General features: G+C 55.5%; 12 protein-coding genes and 1 pseudogene. 12 read left to right on the top strand and 1 reads right to left on the bottom strand.

What is annotated here, in order from left to right; genetic code table 11:
* Nucleotides 1-55: 55 nt before the first annotated feature.
* From LX59_RS07135 to LX59_RS07080, 12 genes and pseudogenes are all read left to right on the top strand, one after another.
* The gene (locus LX59_RS07135; protein WP_144571161.1) at nucleotides 56-1,255 is read left to right on the top strand and encodes an acyl-CoA dehydrogenase family protein; all 1,200 of its coding nucleotides are present in this window, start codon (nucleotides 56-58) and stop codon (nucleotides 1,253-1,255) included.
* Nucleotides 1,252-2,193: a D-isomer specific 2-hydroxyacid dehydrogenase family protein gene (locus tag LX59_RS07130; protein WP_144571160.1), complete on the top strand. Its 942-nt coding sequence runs from the start codon at nucleotides 1,252-1,254 to the stop codon at nucleotides 2,191-2,193. Before LX59_RS07135 ends, LX59_RS07130 begins: the two co-directional genes overlap by 4 nt.
* A gap of 16 nt (nucleotides 2,194-2,209) precedes the next feature.
* Nucleotides 2,210-3,055: a class II aldolase/adducin family protein gene (locus tag LX59_RS07125; protein WP_144571159.1), complete on the top strand. Its 846-nt coding sequence runs from the start codon at nucleotides 2,210-2,212 to the stop codon at nucleotides 3,053-3,055.
* Between the two features lie 21 nt (nucleotides 3,056-3,076).
* Entirely contained in the window at nucleotides 3,077-3,877 is an 801-nt protein-coding gene (locus LX59_RS07120) for a class II aldolase/adducin family protein (protein WP_144571158.1), read from the top strand.
* A gap of 99 nt (nucleotides 3,878-3,976) precedes the next feature.
* Nucleotides 3,977-4,735 (top strand): annotated as a pseudogene (locus LX59_RS07115) (ABC transporter permease); the annotation flags it as partial.
* A 3-nt stretch (nucleotides 4,736-4,738) separates the two neighbouring features.
* Nucleotides 4,739-5,545: an ABC transporter ATP-binding protein gene (locus LX59_RS07110; RefSeq protein WP_144571156.1), complete on the top strand. Its 807-nt coding sequence runs from the start codon at nucleotides 4,739-4,741 to the stop codon at nucleotides 5,543-5,545.
* 170 nt (nucleotides 5,546-5,715) lie between these two features.
* The gene (locus tag LX59_RS07105) at nucleotides 5,716-6,750 is read left to right on the top strand and encodes an ABC transporter substrate-binding protein (RefSeq protein WP_144571155.1); all 1,035 of its coding nucleotides are present in this window, start codon (nucleotides 5,716-5,718) and stop codon (nucleotides 6,748-6,750) included.
* Between the two features lie 202 nt (nucleotides 6,751-6,952).
* On the top strand, nucleotides 6,953-9,424 hold the full coding sequence (locus LX59_RS07100) for a TonB-dependent receptor plug domain-containing protein (RefSeq protein ID WP_246118701.1): 2,472 nt from the start codon (nucleotides 6,953-6,955) through the stop codon (nucleotides 9,422-9,424).
* 11 nt (nucleotides 9,425-9,435) lie between these two features.
* Nucleotides 9,436-10,428, top strand: coding sequence for an ABC transporter substrate-binding protein (locus LX59_RS07095; RefSeq protein ID WP_144571153.1), 993 nt, complete (start codon nucleotides 9,436-9,438; stop codon nucleotides 10,426-10,428).
* 25 nt (nucleotides 10,429-10,453) lie between these two features.
* Nucleotides 10,454-12,745, top strand: a complete 2,292-nt coding sequence (locus tag LX59_RS07090) for a molybdopterin guanine dinucleotide-containing S/N-oxide reductase (RefSeq protein ID WP_144571152.1) — start codon at nucleotides 10,454-10,456, stop codon at nucleotides 12,743-12,745.
* Nucleotides 12,742-14,343, top strand: a complete 1,602-nt coding sequence (locus LX59_RS07085) for an FAD-dependent oxidoreductase (RefSeq protein WP_144571151.1) — start codon at nucleotides 12,742-12,744, stop codon at nucleotides 14,341-14,343. The genes LX59_RS07090 and LX59_RS07085 overlap by 4 nt, the downstream gene beginning before the upstream one ends.
* Nucleotides 14,340-14,711 (top strand): 4Fe-4S dicluster domain-containing protein, encoded by a 372-nt coding sequence (locus LX59_RS07080; protein WP_144571150.1) that lies wholly within the window; start codon nucleotides 14,340-14,342, stop codon nucleotides 14,709-14,711. The genes LX59_RS07085 and LX59_RS07080 overlap by 4 nt, the downstream gene beginning before the upstream one ends.
* Here LX59_RS07080 and LX59_RS07075 read toward each other — a convergent pair.
* Complete coding sequence (locus tag LX59_RS07075) at nucleotides 14,708-16,033, bottom strand: LLM class flavin-dependent oxidoreductase (RefSeq protein WP_144571149.1); 1,326 nt, start codon at nucleotides 16,031-16,033, stop codon at nucleotides 14,708-14,710. The genes LX59_RS07080 and LX59_RS07075 overlap by 4 nt on opposite strands.
* Between the last annotated feature and the right edge of the window lie 91 nt (nucleotides 16,034-16,124).

The following is a 16,124-nucleotide window of genomic DNA, read 5'->3' as shown; positions in this document are numbered from 1 at the left end:
CACCTTGCTGTCCGCCCAGGCTTCCGTAACCGCTTTTTCAAAGCAAAGGTAGCCCATGAGTTTTTCTGTGCAGACAGGCGGCGCGCTGACCGCCAGCAACATCAGCCCCCTACATCGCGGTATTAGCGATCTGGCGGCCACACTGGCTGAATTGACCCCTATTTTGGCTTCAGGAGCTGCTGATTTGGATCGCAGCAGTGACTTCCCTTGGGAAAATTTCCGCCTGTTGCAGCAGCGGGGCCTGTTGGGCCTAACGGTAGCCAAAGAATTAGGGGGTGCAGAAGCCAATTTGACTGAAGCCCGTCAGGTGATTTCTGCCGTGGCACAGGGTGAGCCTTCGACAGCACTGATCTTGGTCATGCAATACCTGCATTTGCACCGTTTGCAGTTCAACACGCGCTGGCCGGAGCATTTGCGCTTACGAGTGAGCCGCGAAGCCGTACTTGAGGGGGCGCTGATTAATGCTTTCCGCGTGGAGCCCGAATTAGGAACACCAGTACGCGGCGGACTTCCGGCCACTATTGCCCGCCGTACCCCCGAAGGCTGGATTATTGACGGCAGCAAAATCTATTCCACCGGCAGCTTTGGCGTGACTTGGTATCTGGTTTGGGCGCGCAGTGATGATGTTGATCCTCTGGTCGGTGCTTGGTTGGTACACAAGGACACCCCCGGTATTCGTATCGTCGAGGACTGGGATCATTTGGGCATGCGCGCTACATGCAGCCATAAGGTCGAGTTTTCAGGGGTTCGCGTGCCGCTGGATCATGCGGTGAGCGTCAGCCCTTGGAGTGCCCCTACCCCGGAGTTTGATCCGCAGGGCGCGCTGTGGATGTCGGTGCTGTTGTCGTCTCTGTACGATGGGATTGCTATTGCGGCACGGGATTGGTTGGTGAACTGGTTGCAAGTGCGTACACCGTCCAATTTGGGCGCACCGCTGTCCAGCTTGCCACGCTTTCAGGAGGCCGTAGGTCGTATTGATACGCTGCTGTTTGCCAATCGTCAGCTATTGGATAACGCGGCGGCGGGACAGGTGCCCGCTCAGCATGCGGGGCAAATCAAACAGCTAGTCACCCAAAATGCTATTGAAGCGGTGTCCTTAGCGGTGGAGGCGGCGGGTAATCCCGGTCTATCGCGTCAATTTCCACTGGAGCGCCACTACCGCGATGTGCTTTGCGCGCGGGTACATACACCTCAGGACGATGTGGTGTTTTCCTCCGTGGGCAAACAGGCCTTTGCCGCGAGTCCTGCTGTATGAGCGGCCTGTTGATTGCCAGCCAGTTGGACGAGGCCACGAATCGGTTTTTGCAGAGCCAGTTGCCGCAGGACGAGGTCATCGGCATTACACTGGGTTTGTTGCCGAAATTACCGGAACAAACAGCAGCGCTCTTGGTGCGGCCCATCGAAATTCGCGGACTCAGCCAGCCACAGCCGCCAGCGGGCTGGCCCTTTCAGGTGCAGTGGACACAGCTTTCTTCGGCGGGCATTGATGCCTATCCAAAATGGCTGTTTCAGCGCCCGGTAGCCAGTGCTCAGGGTACGGCCACTGAGGCCATCGTCGAGTATGTACTGGCGGCGATTTTTTCCGCCACCAAGCGTATCCCTGAGCTGTGGGTTAAGGATTCGCGCTGGAGTTTTATACCTCAGACGCCCGTGCGCGGTAGCACGCTGGGTATTTTGGGGTTTGGCAGCATTGGACAGCATTTGGCCGAGCAGGCGCAGCACCTAGGCATGCAGGTGATTGCCAGCCGCCGCTCCAAGCAACTTATTGAGCTAGCTGGGGTGGAAACCGCTGCCAGTTTAGAGGAACTGTTCGCCCGCGCCGATCATCTGGTGATTGCCGCGCCCCTCACCGAAGAAACCCGAGGCTTAGTGGGGCGCGCCTTGTTGGCCCACGCCAAGCCGGGGCAGCATCTGATCAACATCGCCCGTGGGCCGCTGCTGGATCACTCCGCGCTGTTGGAAGCCTTGGACAGCGAACGCTTGGGGCTGGCCACCTTGGACGTTACTGATCCTGAGCCGCTACCGGATGGGCATCCCCTCTACCTGCATCCTAGGGTACGGATTTCGCCCCATACCTCGGGGATTTCCACGCTGGGTCAGCGTCGTATCGCTGAGCGCTTTTTAGACAACCTCCAGCGTTTTAAAACTGGACAACCTTTGCTGTATCCCGTCGACCGCCAGCGTGGTTACTGAATTAAGGAATCTTGCCATGACCTCTTCCGTAAGTGTTTTACGTCCCGTCTCCTACAAAACACCCTTAAAACCCAGCGCTTATAGCTTGGCCCGCGAAGGTACGGTGCGACAGCGTTGGCAACAGCCGCCCCAGCAAGCCACATTGGCCGAGGAGCGCCTGTACCGTAAACAGCGCTTGGCTGCTGCCTTTCGGGTGTTTGCGTGGCTGGGCTTTGATATGGGCAGCGCGGGTCACATCACCGTGCGCGACCCTGAGTTTAAGGATCATTTTTGGGTCAACCCCCACGGTGTGTACTTTGGGCATATTCGGGTGTCGGATTTGTTGTTGGTCAACCACGCGGGCGAGATTGTGGAAGGGGAAGGCTTCCTGAACCAAGCCGCTTTTGCCATTCACTCGGAATTGCACAAAGCCCGCCCAGAAGTAAACGCTGCCGCCCACTCCCATTCCTTATACGGCAAAAGCTGGTCAACTCTGGGCCGCTTGCTTGACCCGCTCACTCAAGACTCCACCGCCTTCTATCAGGATCACGCCCTGTTTGATGACTTCACCGGAGTGGTGTTGGAAAACAGCGAGGGCCGCCGTATTGCCGAAGCCATTGGCCACCGTAAAGCAGTGATTCTGAAAAACCACGGTCATTTGACTGTAGCTCAAACCGTTGAGGGCGCGGCTTGGCGCTACATCGCTTTTGAAAACGCCGCCCAAGCCCAGCTTCTGGCCGAAGCCGCCGGAACTCCGCAATTGATTCGCCCGGAAGTCGCCGAACGCACGGCGGCTTTAACCGGCAGTGAGTACGCCAACTGGGCCAGCTTCTTGCCGTTTTGGGATCGCGTACTGCGCCAAGAACCAGACTTTTTGGATTAACCCCAACAGAGGACTACCACCGTGACCGCCTTAAACCGCCACATTAATGAACAAGCCGCCAGCGCTCGCCCCGCTCACATCCCTGCTGATGAATGGGAGGTGCGGGTTAAATTGGCCGCAGCCTATCGATTGGCCGCCCTGTTTCGCTGGACGGATCATATTTACACCCACTTTTCGGTGCGGGTTCCGGGTAAGGAAGAACATTTCCTGATTAACCCCTTCGGCCTGCTGTTTGATGAAGTCAGCGCCTCCAATCTGGTGAAAATTGACATCGATGGCACCGTGATTGAAGACCCCTTGGAGCTGGGCATTAACCAAGCCGGTTATGTGATTCACAGCGCCCTGCATCGGGTGCGTCCGGATTTGCGCGCTATTTTGCACACCCATACCCGTGACGGGGCCGCCGTTTCCGCGCAAAAAGAGGGTTTGTTGCCGCTGTCCCAACACGCTTTGGCCTCTTACGGTCGTGTGGCCTATCACACCTACGAAGGCATTGTGCTGGATGTAGAAGAACAGGATCGTCTGATTGCCAATGTGGGGGATAAAAGCCTGCTGATTCTGCGCAATCACGGTCTGTTGGCTGGAGGCAGTACTGTAGAGCAAGCCTTCCGCCGCCTGCATGTATTGGAATACGCCTGCAATATCCAGATCGCGGCGCAATCAGGGGGCAATACCGATTTGCTGTTTGCACCTCAGGATGCCATCGACAAGGTACGCCGCCAGACTGAGCGCCCTGAAGAGGCTGAGCAGCCCATCACCCAGCGCCATTGGGATGCTTTGATTCGTCTGCTGGAACGCCAAGGCGATGGCTACCGCCGTTAAGTATTTAGGATTACCCAGGAGCAATCACCCGTGGCTGAACAGAATGTTAAACCCTTAAGCCTTAGCCCTCTTTGGGCATGGCGACGGAGCCCATGGAAGACCCCGGATTTCGTCCTACGCCTGATCAGCCCCTTGGTGATTTTGTGCCTCTGGGAGCTGGCTTCACGCGCGGGTTTGATTCCAGCGCGCATCATCGCCGCGCCCAGTGCCATCGCCGAAACCCTGTGGACGCTGATCGCCAGCGGTGAGCTGGGGCGGCATCTGTTGACCTCCCTACAGCGAGCCGGTTTGGGGCTGTTCATCGGTGTCAGTATTGGCACGGCGGCAGCACTGGTGGCTGGGTTGTCGCGGCGGGGTGAAATTCTGCTGGATTCTCCCATGCAGATGTTGCGCACCATTCCTTCTTTGGCATTGGTTCCGCTGTTTATTCTCTGGTTTGGTATCGGTGAATTTACCAAGGTAGCCCTGATTGTGATGGGCACCACCTTTCCGGTGTACCTGAACCTGTTTGCTGGGATTCGCAACATTGATCCTAAGCTGATTGAGGCGGCACAGACGCTGGGTTTAACCCGACGCGAGCTGATTTGGCACGTTATTTTGCCCGGTGCATTGCCCTCGTTCTTTGTGGGCCTGCGTTACTCGCTGGGGATTTCCTGGTTGGCGCTGGTGTTTGTGGAGCAAATCAACACCTCGGCCGGACTGGGCTATTTAGCCAGCGATGCCCGCGACTTTATGCGTACCGATGTGATCGTCATCTGCCTGTTGATCTACAGCCTTTTGGGGCTGCTCATTGATGGAATCATCCGGGTGTTGGAGCGCTTTGCTCTGGCATGGCGGCCTTCATTTATCAGGAATTAAACCATGACACAGCGGCTTTCTTCCCCTGCCGAACCGGCGGTGCGCCTGCGGCAAGTGGTACGCCAATTTGGCCCTAATCGCGTCATTGATGGTTTGGATTTAGACATTGCCCCCGGCGAGTTTGTGGCCCTGCTTGGGGCCAGCGGCTCGGGGAAAACTACCCTACTGCGTGCCTTAGCTGGATTGGATCGGCTGGACGGCGGCCATTTAGCCGTACCCGAAGTGCGCGCCGCTGTATTCCAAGAGCCGCGCTTAATGCCGTGGAAAAAAGCCTGGCGCAATGTGGCCTTAGGCGTGCGCGCACCCAATGCCAAGGAGTTGGCCATTCAAGCTCTGACCGAAGTGGGTTTGAGTCATCGTTTAAATGCTTATCCCGCTACTCTGTCTGGGGGCGAAGCTCAGCGGGTAGCTCTGGCACGGGGTTTGGTGCGCGAACCTAAACTCTTATTGCTGGATGAGCCCTTTGCCGCCTTGGATGCCCTAACCCGTATCCGCATGCACCGGCTGATTATCGACCTTTGGCAAGCCCACACCCCGGCGGTGTTACTAGTTACTCACGATGTAGACGAGGCCATTTTGCTGGCGGATCGCATCATTGTACTGAAAGAAGGCCGCATCGCCGAAGCCGCTTCCGTTCCCCTAGCTCGACCTAGGGACAGCAGCCAAGCCGGTTTTCAGGCGCTGCGTAAGCATCTATTGAGTTTATTGGGCGTTCAGGTGACGGCAGTCGCTCCTGAAACCTCCGCAAGCCATGCCCTACAGGAAGCGGCAATAGAGCACGCAGAGTTACGTCGAGTCGCTAATGGTTAAATAGTATTTAAAACTTACGGATAACTATGATCTCAGTAAGTTTATTTAAATAAGGCACTCGTTCATCAATATATATGCAGCATAGCCTCATAACTTATGAGTTAGAGGCTAAGGATTTTTTTGCGTTTAAATGGGAATTTTTAATGATGCGCTTAAGTAAGGCTTATTATATGAGGTGGCGATATCGGTATTTAACCCTTGCCTTATGTACGGCATTAGCCGGATGTTCTGATACGGATACTCCTGCTAAAACAAATACTCAGCAGAGGGATTGGTCTCAGTTAACCCTGCGCCTAGGAGATCAATCTAAGATTCTTTTTACGGTTGCAGAGGCCGCAGGCACCTTAAAAGACACGCCTTATCGTATTGAATGGGCTAATTTCCAAGGCGCAGCGCCTTTATTCGAAGCCTTACGCGCAGGAGCGGTAGATTTAGCACCTGCGGGAGATACTCCGGTATTAGCAGCAGCTACCGGAGCCACACCGCTGAAAATCATCGCCTCCCGTAGTGGTACTGGGCGCAGCATTGCCATTTTGGTGCCGGAAAACTCCCCCATTCACAGTCTTAAAGACTTAGAAGGCCGTAATGTGGTGGTGTCTTCAGCTCGGGGCAGTATTGCTCAATACTTGCTAATTCGCGCTTTAGCGCAGGCAGGTGTGGATGAGCAAAAAGTCAATGTTGGGTTTGTATTACCTACGGATGCCTTAGCCGCCTTTAATGCCGGACAAATTGAGGCTTGGGCCACTTTTGGTATTTACCAAGCCTTTGCTGAAGAGGCCGGTGCTCGGGTGCTGATTCATGGGGAAGGCATTAACAGTGGTTTAGGCTTTATTACCGCTGCCGATTCGGCTCTGGCTGACCCTTCAAAACGCTGCGCGTTGAGTGATGTATTGGTTCGCCTTAGCCAAGCCTTTGATTGGGCACAAAAACACCCAGAAGAATATGCCCAGATTTTTGCAACAGCTAACTCCGTGCCGCTGAATGTTTCCAAGCGCTTGCGTTCTTGGGGGGATGAGATTGTACGTCCCGTCACCGATCAGGATGTGCAGACCTTACAGGATGTTGATGATTTATTCGTAGCTAAAGGAATATTTCCCCATGCGATTAATACCCAGTTATTAGCGGATAAAAATATATTTAGTGAGCAAGGGCCGGAATGTTCGGGATTAACTCAGCCAACTAATTTAAGTACCACGGGTTATTAATCCGAATAACTAGCGCTTTAGATTTATCTCGATAATTAAATTATTCATCCAATTTATTAAATTGATCTCATTGAATCGACGGGGATTACCTGTCTCTGGGGTTGCTATGTTAAGTGTTGAGCGTTATAGGAAAAGTGTACCGAGTAGCTATTTAATACCCTTTAAATTTAAAACCTGGAGTTTATTACCCCTGTCAGGATTTATGCTGGCCTCGGCCTGCGCTTTAGCTGAGGACAGCAGTAAGGACACTCAGTTAGAAACCGTAACCGTCAGCTCGAAACGTTCGGCAGCGGCGGCGGAAGATACGCGCCGTACCCAATTGCGCACGGTGGTGGACAGCCCCACGCCGGTAGACATCATCAGTGCCGAACAACTGCTGAAAACCGGACGCGCCGAACTTTCAGAAGCCATTTCCAAGCTGCTGCCGTCCTTTAACTTCGGTACCAACATGGCCGGTTATCAATCCAACGTCCGGCCCCTGAATAACCGCAGCATGAACCCGGCCTATACCGTGGTGTTAGTCAACGGTAAGCGCCGCCATAACAGCTCGGTTCCGGCCAGTGGCTCTACCGATAACAGCGGTCATAACCCGGTGGACATCGACATGATCCCTATTGCCGCTGTGGAGCGTATCGAAGTCTTGCGCGATGGGGCCGGGGTCAAATACGGCGCGGACGGCATCGCCGGGGTGATTAACATTATTTTGCGCTCCTCGCCCTCAGGCACCCATGTGGGAACCAGCTACGGCCAGTTGTATTCGGGCATGGGTGAAACCAGTAAATTCGAAGGCAATACCGGGTTTGCCATTGGTGAGGATGGCTTTCTACAAGTTTCGCTGGATGCCCGTAAACGCGGCATGGCCTATTGGTTGGATAAGGCTGATCCCAACTATCGGGCCTATTTTGATGATGCCCGCCAAGCAACTTGGGATCATCGAGCGATCAAAAACGGTGATCCCAAAATCAAGGCCTATAATTGGTCTTATAACACCGAGTTTGCTCTTACAGATTACACCCGCTTTTATTCCTACGGCAGTTATGGAGAGCGCCGTACCGAAGCACTGAATAACAAACGTCTTCCCAATGGCAATGCCTCTATCCCAGAGTTATTTCCTGATGGTTATTTCCCACTGAATAATATTCAGGATGAGGACTACCAATTCTTGCTTGGGGTTAAAGGGAGTGTATCCAACTGGGACTGGGATTTTAGTAATACCTATGGCCGCAACCGTAATCAGCACTCCAGCGACCTGACTATTAACCCCACCTATGGGCCTGAGTCTCCCACTTCTTTTGATGATTTAGCGACTTTTCAGTTTGAGCAAAACTCGACCAACTTCGATGTTAAAGGGACGGTGGAAAAATTCCCGCTGTTAAATTTCCCGGTAGACATTGAGGCAGGCATCGAAAACCGCTGGGAGCGCTTTCGCACCTTTGATGGCGACCCCAAGGCCTACACTGTGGGGCCTTATACTTATCCGCAATATTTGGCCAATGGTTCCCTCAACCCTTTATACACGGCTTATACCGGACAGCCGGCGGTGGGTGCGCAGGCCGCTGTCACCATCCGCCCCGAGGATGAAGCCGATCAGCAGCGCAATACCACGGCGCTGTATGCCAGTGTCAACTTGCGGCCTACCAAGCGTTGGTCGGTGGGCTTGGGCGGACGGCTGGAGCACTTCGACGACATGGATCAGAAGAAGAACTTCAGCTTTAACCTTAACTCGCGCTATGAACTGACCAACACCTTAGCGGTACGGGGTAACTTTGGTACGGGCTATCGCGCGCCCTCTCTGACCCAGATTGGCTACAGTGTGACCGATAACCGGACGGCGGTGGATGCCAACGGTAATGTGGTTCCGGCTCTGCGCAAAACGGTGAAACCGGATAGTGCTCTGGCCACTGCGCTGGGTGGTGGAGAACTCAAGTCCGAGCGCACCAAAAATCTGGGCTTGGGTTTGACTTGGCAACCTACGCCGCGCACTAACGTCACTCTGGATGCCTACGTCATTGACGTGGACGACCGCATTGCCCTGTCGGAAAACCTGTACGACCGCTCTGGGGGCAATGGCGCTTTGGGCGATATTCTGGCCGCCAACGGTCTGGCGCGTACCACTTGGGCCAGCTTCTACACCAACGCCTTCGATACCCGCACCCGAGGCGTGGATCTGGTGGCTGATCACACTACTGATTTCACCGAGTTTGGATTTGGAGAAGTGCGTTGGACGCTGGGCTTTAACTGGAATAACACCACCATTCGTAGCCGTAAAGCGCCAGCCTTAAGCAACTTAGGTTCTGGGATTACCCTGATTGGCCATGCCGCTGAGGGTACTTTAGTAGCCGCTTCGCCCCACACCAAGTTGATGCTGGGGGCGAATTGGACGGTGGGTAATTACATCGTCAATTTGATGCATACCCGCTATGGCTCAGTGGAGACTTGGCAGCAGAACGCCGCTCAAGATCGCAAGTTTGGCGACAAATGGATCACCGATTTAGACGTTTCCTACACCTTTATGGACAGCCTGACGGTGAGTGTCGGCGGCACCAATATTTTTGATGTACGCCCGGATAAAAACGGCGTGCGCAATGCTAACGGCAGCCAAGCCATGTACGGCGATGCGCCCTTCCACCCCGGTGGCGGCGCTTGGTACACCAAGCTGGCCTACGATTTTTGAGGGGATATTCCATGTCTAAAACAATCTTGAATCTTGGGCGGCGCGACTTGGTACTGGGTGGCTCTCTGCTGCTGGGTGCAACCCTAACTGGACGCTGGAATCTGTTAGCCGCGCCCAATCAGCCGGACCTGTCCAAAGTGCTGCTCAACGTGGGTACCTATAAAGGACAGGCTTCGTCCTTTTTTGCCGATGCTGGATTAAAGCCTAATCCCTATCAGGTGAAGCACGCAGAAATGGCAGGGGGTAACTTGATTGTCGAGGGCCTGTCGGGGGGCAGTCTGGACATCGGCAGCATGAGTGAGATTCCGCCCATCTTTGCCATCCAAAGCCAAGCGCCGATCAAGCTGATTGCGGTGCTGCGCGGCGATGTGAACAGTAATCAGGCCATCCTGTTGCCTAAGGATTCCAAAATCCAATCCTTGGCTGACCTTAAGGGCAAGCGGGTGGGTTTTGTGCGCTCCACCACCGCCCATTATTTTCTGATCAAAGCCCTCAAAGAGCAGGGGTTGAGCTTTGCCGATATCACTCCGGTCGGTTTAACGCCACAGGATGGTTTTTCCGCCTTCCAAAGCGGTCAGTTGGATGCGTGGGTAATTTACGGCATTTACATTCGCATTGCGTTAGCACGGCTCCAAGCACGAGTCCTAAAAACAGGCTTGGGCTATCTGTCCGGTAACTATGTGATTGCCGCCCGCACCTCCGTATTGGAAGACGCCGCCAAGGTGGCCGCTATTCAGGATTATTTGGCCCTCGAACAGCGCACTTGGGATTGGATTCAGGCTAACCCAGAGCAATGGGCCAAGCGCAGCTCGGAAATCACCGGCTTGGATGCCTCTTTATTCCTCGACCAATTCCGCGCCCAAAGCGAGCCCTATCGCTTGATTCCGGTGGACGATTCAGCCATTGCCTCCCAACAGGCCGTAGCCGACCTGTTCCATGAGGCAGGAGTGCTGAGTCAGCGCTTGGATGTACGCCCGCTGTGGGTGAAGGGATTTTGGTCGTAACCCTATTTGAGAGAGTCCATACCGCATGAGCTATACCGCTTTGCATTGGGGTGTATACCGCCCACAGGTACGCGATGGCCGCTTAGAAGGCATGTTAGCGGCAGAATGGGATCAGGATCCCTCGCCCATCGGCCTATTTTTACCCGAAGCCATTGATTCGCCCAGCCGTATTCGTCGCCCGGCTATTCGCCGCAGCGCCTTGGAAAACCCCGGCAGTCACCCAGAACGCCGAGGCCAAGAGCCCTTTGTGGAAGTGAGTTGGGATCAGGCCTTGGATTGGGTCGCCGCTGAGTTACAACGCGTGCGCCACCAATACGGCAATCAAGCTATTTTTGGCGGCAGTTACGGCTGGGCTAGCGCGGGGCGTTTTCATCATGCGCAAAGCCAATTGCACCGTTTTTTGAATGGCTTTGGCGGCTATGTGTACAGTGTGGATACCTACAGTCTCGGTGCGGGGCGGGTGCTAATGCCGCACATCGTCGCGCCGATGGATTGGTTGCTGTCCCAACATACCAGTTGGGATAATTTGGCCGAACACTGCGAGCTGTTTGTAGCCTTTGGCGGTTTGCCGATCAAAAACGCCCAGAACAGCCCCGGTGGAGCCAGCGATCACCTGTTGCGTCCGGCCTTAGAGCAACTGACCCAAGCGGGGGTGCGTTTTATCAACATCAGCCCCTTGCGCAGCGATCTGGAAAGCGACAACAGCGAATGGTGGCCCCTACGTCCCGGCAGCGACACCGCTTTTATGCTGGCCTTAGCCTATGTGTTGGTCAGCGAAGGCTTGCACGATGAGGCCTTTTTAGAGCGCTATACGGTGGGTTTTGCCCCCTTCCGCGATTATCTGTTGGGACTGAGCGATGGCCAGCCCAAAACCCCAGACTGGGCCGCCCCAGTGACGGACATTCCCGCCGAGCACATCCGTGAACTGGCACGGCGCATGGCCTCCAGCCGCACGATGATCAACGTGGCTTATGGATTGCAACGGGCACGTCATGGCGAACAACCCTTTTGGATGACCGTGGTTTTAGCCGCGCTATTAGGCCAAATCGGTTTACCGGGCGGCGGTTTTGGCGTGGGCTACGGCTGCATGAATAATACCGGCAGTGGGCGTAAACCCTTCTCCGGGCCGCGCTTTTCTCAGGGGCAAAACCCGGTGCGGGACTTTATTCCCGTGGCGCGCTTTGTGGACATGCTGCTCAACCCCGGCGCACCCTTCGATTACAACGGACAGCATCTACATTACCCGGATATTCAGCTGATTTACTGGGCCGGTGGTAATGCCTTCCACCACCATCAAGACCTGAACCAACTGCGCCAAGCCTGGCAGAAACCGCAAAGCATCATTGTGCAAGACCAATACTGGACGGCACAGGCCAAACATGCCGATGTGGTGTTGCCCGCTACTACCGCTTTAGAGCGCAACGACATCGGCAGCGCCAGTTCCGACCGCTTTATGATTGCCATGAAAAAGGTCATCGAACCTGTGGGTGAGGCACGGGACGATTATCAGATCTTTTGCGACTTAGCCCAGCGCTTAGGTTTTAGTGAGGACTTCAGCGAAGGCCGCGACGAAATGGACTGGCTGCGCTACATCTACCAAGACTCCTTTGCCCGTGCTGAAGAACAGAACATCCACTTGCCCTCCTTTGAGGATTTTTGGGCCGAGGGTCGCTTTGAGATCGCCAAGCCTGAACAGCAAACCATTCTGCTAAACGACTTTCGCAACGACCCAGAGGCTCATCCTTTACCCACACCCTCAGGCCGTATTGAGCTGTTTTCCCAACGCATCGCCGACTTTGGTTACGCCGATTGCCCCGGCCATCCACTTTGGTTGGAAAAACCGGCCCCGACCTATCCTTTGCATCTGATTTCTAACCAACCCAAAACCCGCCTCCACAGCCAGTACGATCACGGGGGCTACAGTCGTGCCTCAAAAATCCAAGGCCGCGAACCTATCACCCTAAATCCTCAAGATGCTGTTGCACGAGGCATTGCCGAAGGTGACGTGGTGCGGGTGTACAACGAGCGGGGCGCTTTATTGGCGGGCGTGATTCTGAGCCAAGACATCCGCCCCGGCGTGGTGCAATTGGCTACCGGCGCTTGGTATGACCCTTTGTCAGCCAAGGACAGCCAGACCCTCGAAATCCACGGCAACCCCAATGTACTGACCGAGGATGTGGGCGCTTCCAGCCTGTCCCAAGGCTGCACCGCCCATACCTGCTACGTCGATATCGAACGCTGGGAAGCAGAATTGCCGGAGATTAAAGCCTTCGATCCCCCCGCCTTTTACCGTGAACCTGAGACCGCTGCTCTATGAGTATTCAAACCCGCGAGGCCCAAGAGCGTCTCGTATTGCATACGGATGTGCTGATTATCGGCGGTGGTATGTCTGGGGCTTGGGCCGCCATCGCCGCCCGCCAAGCCGGAGCTGAAGTGATTTTGGTGGATAAGGGCTACTGTGGAACTAGTGGCGTGACCGCCACCGCAGGCCCGACCCATTGGTGGGTAGCTCCCGAACAGCGCGAGGCCGCCGTGGATGCCCGTGCCGTTCCCACTCTTGGCTTGGCGGATAAAAGCTGGATGCACCGCATTTTGGCCGAAACCTGGCAACAACTTCCTACCCTGGCTCCTTGGTACGACTTTGCCCGTAACGAGCAAGGTCAGCCGATCTACGCGGCTTTGCGCGGGCCGGAGTACATGCGCGCTTTGCGTCAGCGCATGTTGGCTTCGGGGGTGCGGATTTTGGATCACAGCCCAGCCTTGGAACTGCTGGTTCGCGCCGATGGTTCTGTAGGCGGCGCTCGGGGTTGGCAAATTCGTCAGCAGCGGGAATGGTTGATTCGCTCGGCCGGGGTGATTTTGGCCACCGGCGGCTGTGCTTTTAAATCCCACTTGCTGGGCAGCGGCAACAACACCGGCGACGGTTTGCTGATGGCCGCCGAAGTGGACGCGGATTTATCGGGAATGGAGTTTTCCAACGCCTACTGCGTGGCCCAAGGCCAAACCACCATGACCCGCGCCATGATCTACGCCTTCGCCACCTACTACGATGCTTCTGGGCGGGAGATTGCTCCAGTACGCGAGGCCGATCCCTCAGTGCGTACCTTTGATTTAGCCACCGCCCTGCTGGAAGGCCCGGTGTATTGCAGCCTGCACCGCGTGCCGGAAGATATTCGCCGTCAACTGGCGGAGATTTCCCCCAATGTGCCCCTGTTGTTCAATCGCGCTCGGCTTGACCCTTACCAACAGCGATTTGAGGTCAGTTTGCGTGCCGAGGGTACCATTCGCGGTACGGGAGGATTACGCATAATCAATGAATTCTGTCAAACCTTGGTGGCCGGACTGTACGCCATTGGTGACACAGCCACCCGTGAGCTGGTAGCCGGAGCCAATACCGGCGGCGGTGCAGTCAATGCGGCTTGGGCTTTGTCTTCTGGCGTTTGGGCGGGGCAGGCATTAGCCCAGCAAGCACTCAGCCAAGGCCGCCGTCTGCACGAAACCGCCGATGGCGCAGGACAGGTGGGTTTAGGCTCGCAAACAGCCGCTAAAAACTCCGGTTTAAGCGCACGTTTGGTAGCGCAGGTGCGTGATGAAATGCTGCCCTTCGATAAAAACTTCTTCCGTACTGAAGTGGGCCTGAATCAATCCTTGGATCGTTTAGAGACGGCTTGGCAAGAAGCGCGACAACAGCTAACAGGGCAGGGCGCTGAACAAGTCAAAGCCCGCGAAGCCGCCGCCCTGATTGCCAGTGCCCGCTGGTGTTACCGCAGTGCTTTAGCTCGCCCAGAAAGCCGAGGGCTGCACTACCGCCAAGACATTCCAGATTCTTCGGAGGCCTATCAGTACCGTCTGAATACCGGCGGTTTAGATCAGCTATGGGTACGCCCAGAGCCTGCCGCAGGAGTTCCCGCATGATCGAAGTAGTGATCCGCAACCGTTGCACCGGCTGCCAGAAATGCCTTGAGGTCTGCCCAGCGCAGGTATTTGAGTTAGGTGTAGATGGGCTGTCCTCCATTGCCCGCCAGCAGGATTGCCAAAGCTGCTATATGTGCGAGCTGTACTGCACAAGCGATGCCCTATACGTCAGCCCCAACTGTGAGCAGCCAGAAGGCATCGACGAGCAGACGGCTGAGGCCTCTGGAACTCTGGGTTATTACCGGCGTTATTCCGGTTGGGACGAATGGGCAGGGCAGCACCCCAATCGGCACTGGGTGATGGGCTCGGTATTCCAGCGTGCTAAAGTGTTGCTGGGGCCAACCAAGAATGAATTAGAGAAGCATTAAATCAGCTCCCGGCGCGGTGCATAGCGGTTGATGGGTGTGGAAAGCTGCAAATGATCGCGCAGGGTGTGGCCGCTGTACTCACGGCGAAACAGACCGCGCCGCTGTAACTCAGGAATCACCAGCTCAACAAAGTGCTGTAAGCCCCCCGGCCAAGGGTTAATCACAAAACCGTCGGCGGCCCCTTGTTGGAACCAATGTTCCAGTCGATCCGCCAGCTGTTCTGGAGTACCAGTGAACTCCCGCTGCGGCAAAGCAAAGCGCCATGCGGTTTGACGTAAGGTGAGTTTTTCATCCCGCGCTACTTGCTTGATGTGCTCGGAGTGACCTTGCAGATGTTCACGCCCCAGATCCCCCACATCCGGGAAAGGCTCATCCAGCGGATAGCGCGAAAAATCGTGGTCATTAAAGGGCCGCCCTAGGGTGACTAAGGCATCTTCCAAAGTGATGAACTGGCAGATGTGCTGGTAACGTTGCTCTACCTCGCTGGCGGTGCGTCCCACCACAGGCCGAATATTGGCTAGTACCTGCACCTGCTGTAGATTGCGCCCTAAACATGCGGCTCGTCCCTTAATGTCTTGGTATCGCCACTGAGCTTCAGTCAATGACTCTGGGTTTAGGAACACCACATCGGCGTGACCGGCCGCAAATTCGCGCCCTTCCACTGAGGTACCGCCCTGAAAAATCACCGGCTGGCCTTGTGGCGAGCGAGCAATATTCAGTGGCCCCTTAACCCGAAAAAACTCGCCGTTGTGATCCAGCCGATGCAGTTTGCTGGGTAGGAAAAACTCCCCGCTGGGCTTATCGCGCACAAAGGCATCGTCCTCCCACGAGTCCCAAAGCCCTTTCACCACGCTCAAATGCTCGCGGGCCATGTAGTAGCGCACCCGATGGGGTGGATGTTCGGCTTTGCCAAAGTTATCCGCCGTACCAGACAGCCAAGAAGTGACCACATTCCAACCCGCGCGCCCGCCACTGAGATGATCCAAAGAAGCTAATTGGCGCGCTAGATTAAAGGGCTCGGTATAGCTGACGCTGGCGGTGGCTACTAAACCAATATGCTCGGTTACTGTGGCCAAGGCCGACAGCAACGTTAGGGGCTCAAAGCGATTCAGGTAATGCGGGTTGGATTTCTCGTGAATGTGCAGGCTATCGGCGATAAACAGAAAATCCAGCCGACCCGCCTCGGCCAGTTGTGCTTGCTGACGGTAAAAATTGAGGCTGATGCTGGCATCGGCGGGCACATCCGGGTGCCGCCATTCGCCCCAGCCGTAACCAACGCCGCAAATTTGCACACCGAGTTTGAGTGATGAGGGACTGCCCATCGGGTTCTCCAAGCCTTAATACGACCAGCGGCCAACCTTTGAGGCTGGCCGCTTAGGTGTTTCCGATTGATCGAAAGCACACGCAGGGAGA

The sequence above is a fragment of the Azomonas agilis genome (assembly GCF_007830255.1).
Classification (GTDB): Bacteria; Pseudomonadota; Gammaproteobacteria; order Pseudomonadales; family Pseudomonadaceae; genus Azomonas; species Azomonas agilis.
The sequence above is the reverse complement of the archived record's forward strand: the minus strand, read 5'-3'. Positions and strand labels throughout refer to the sequence as shown.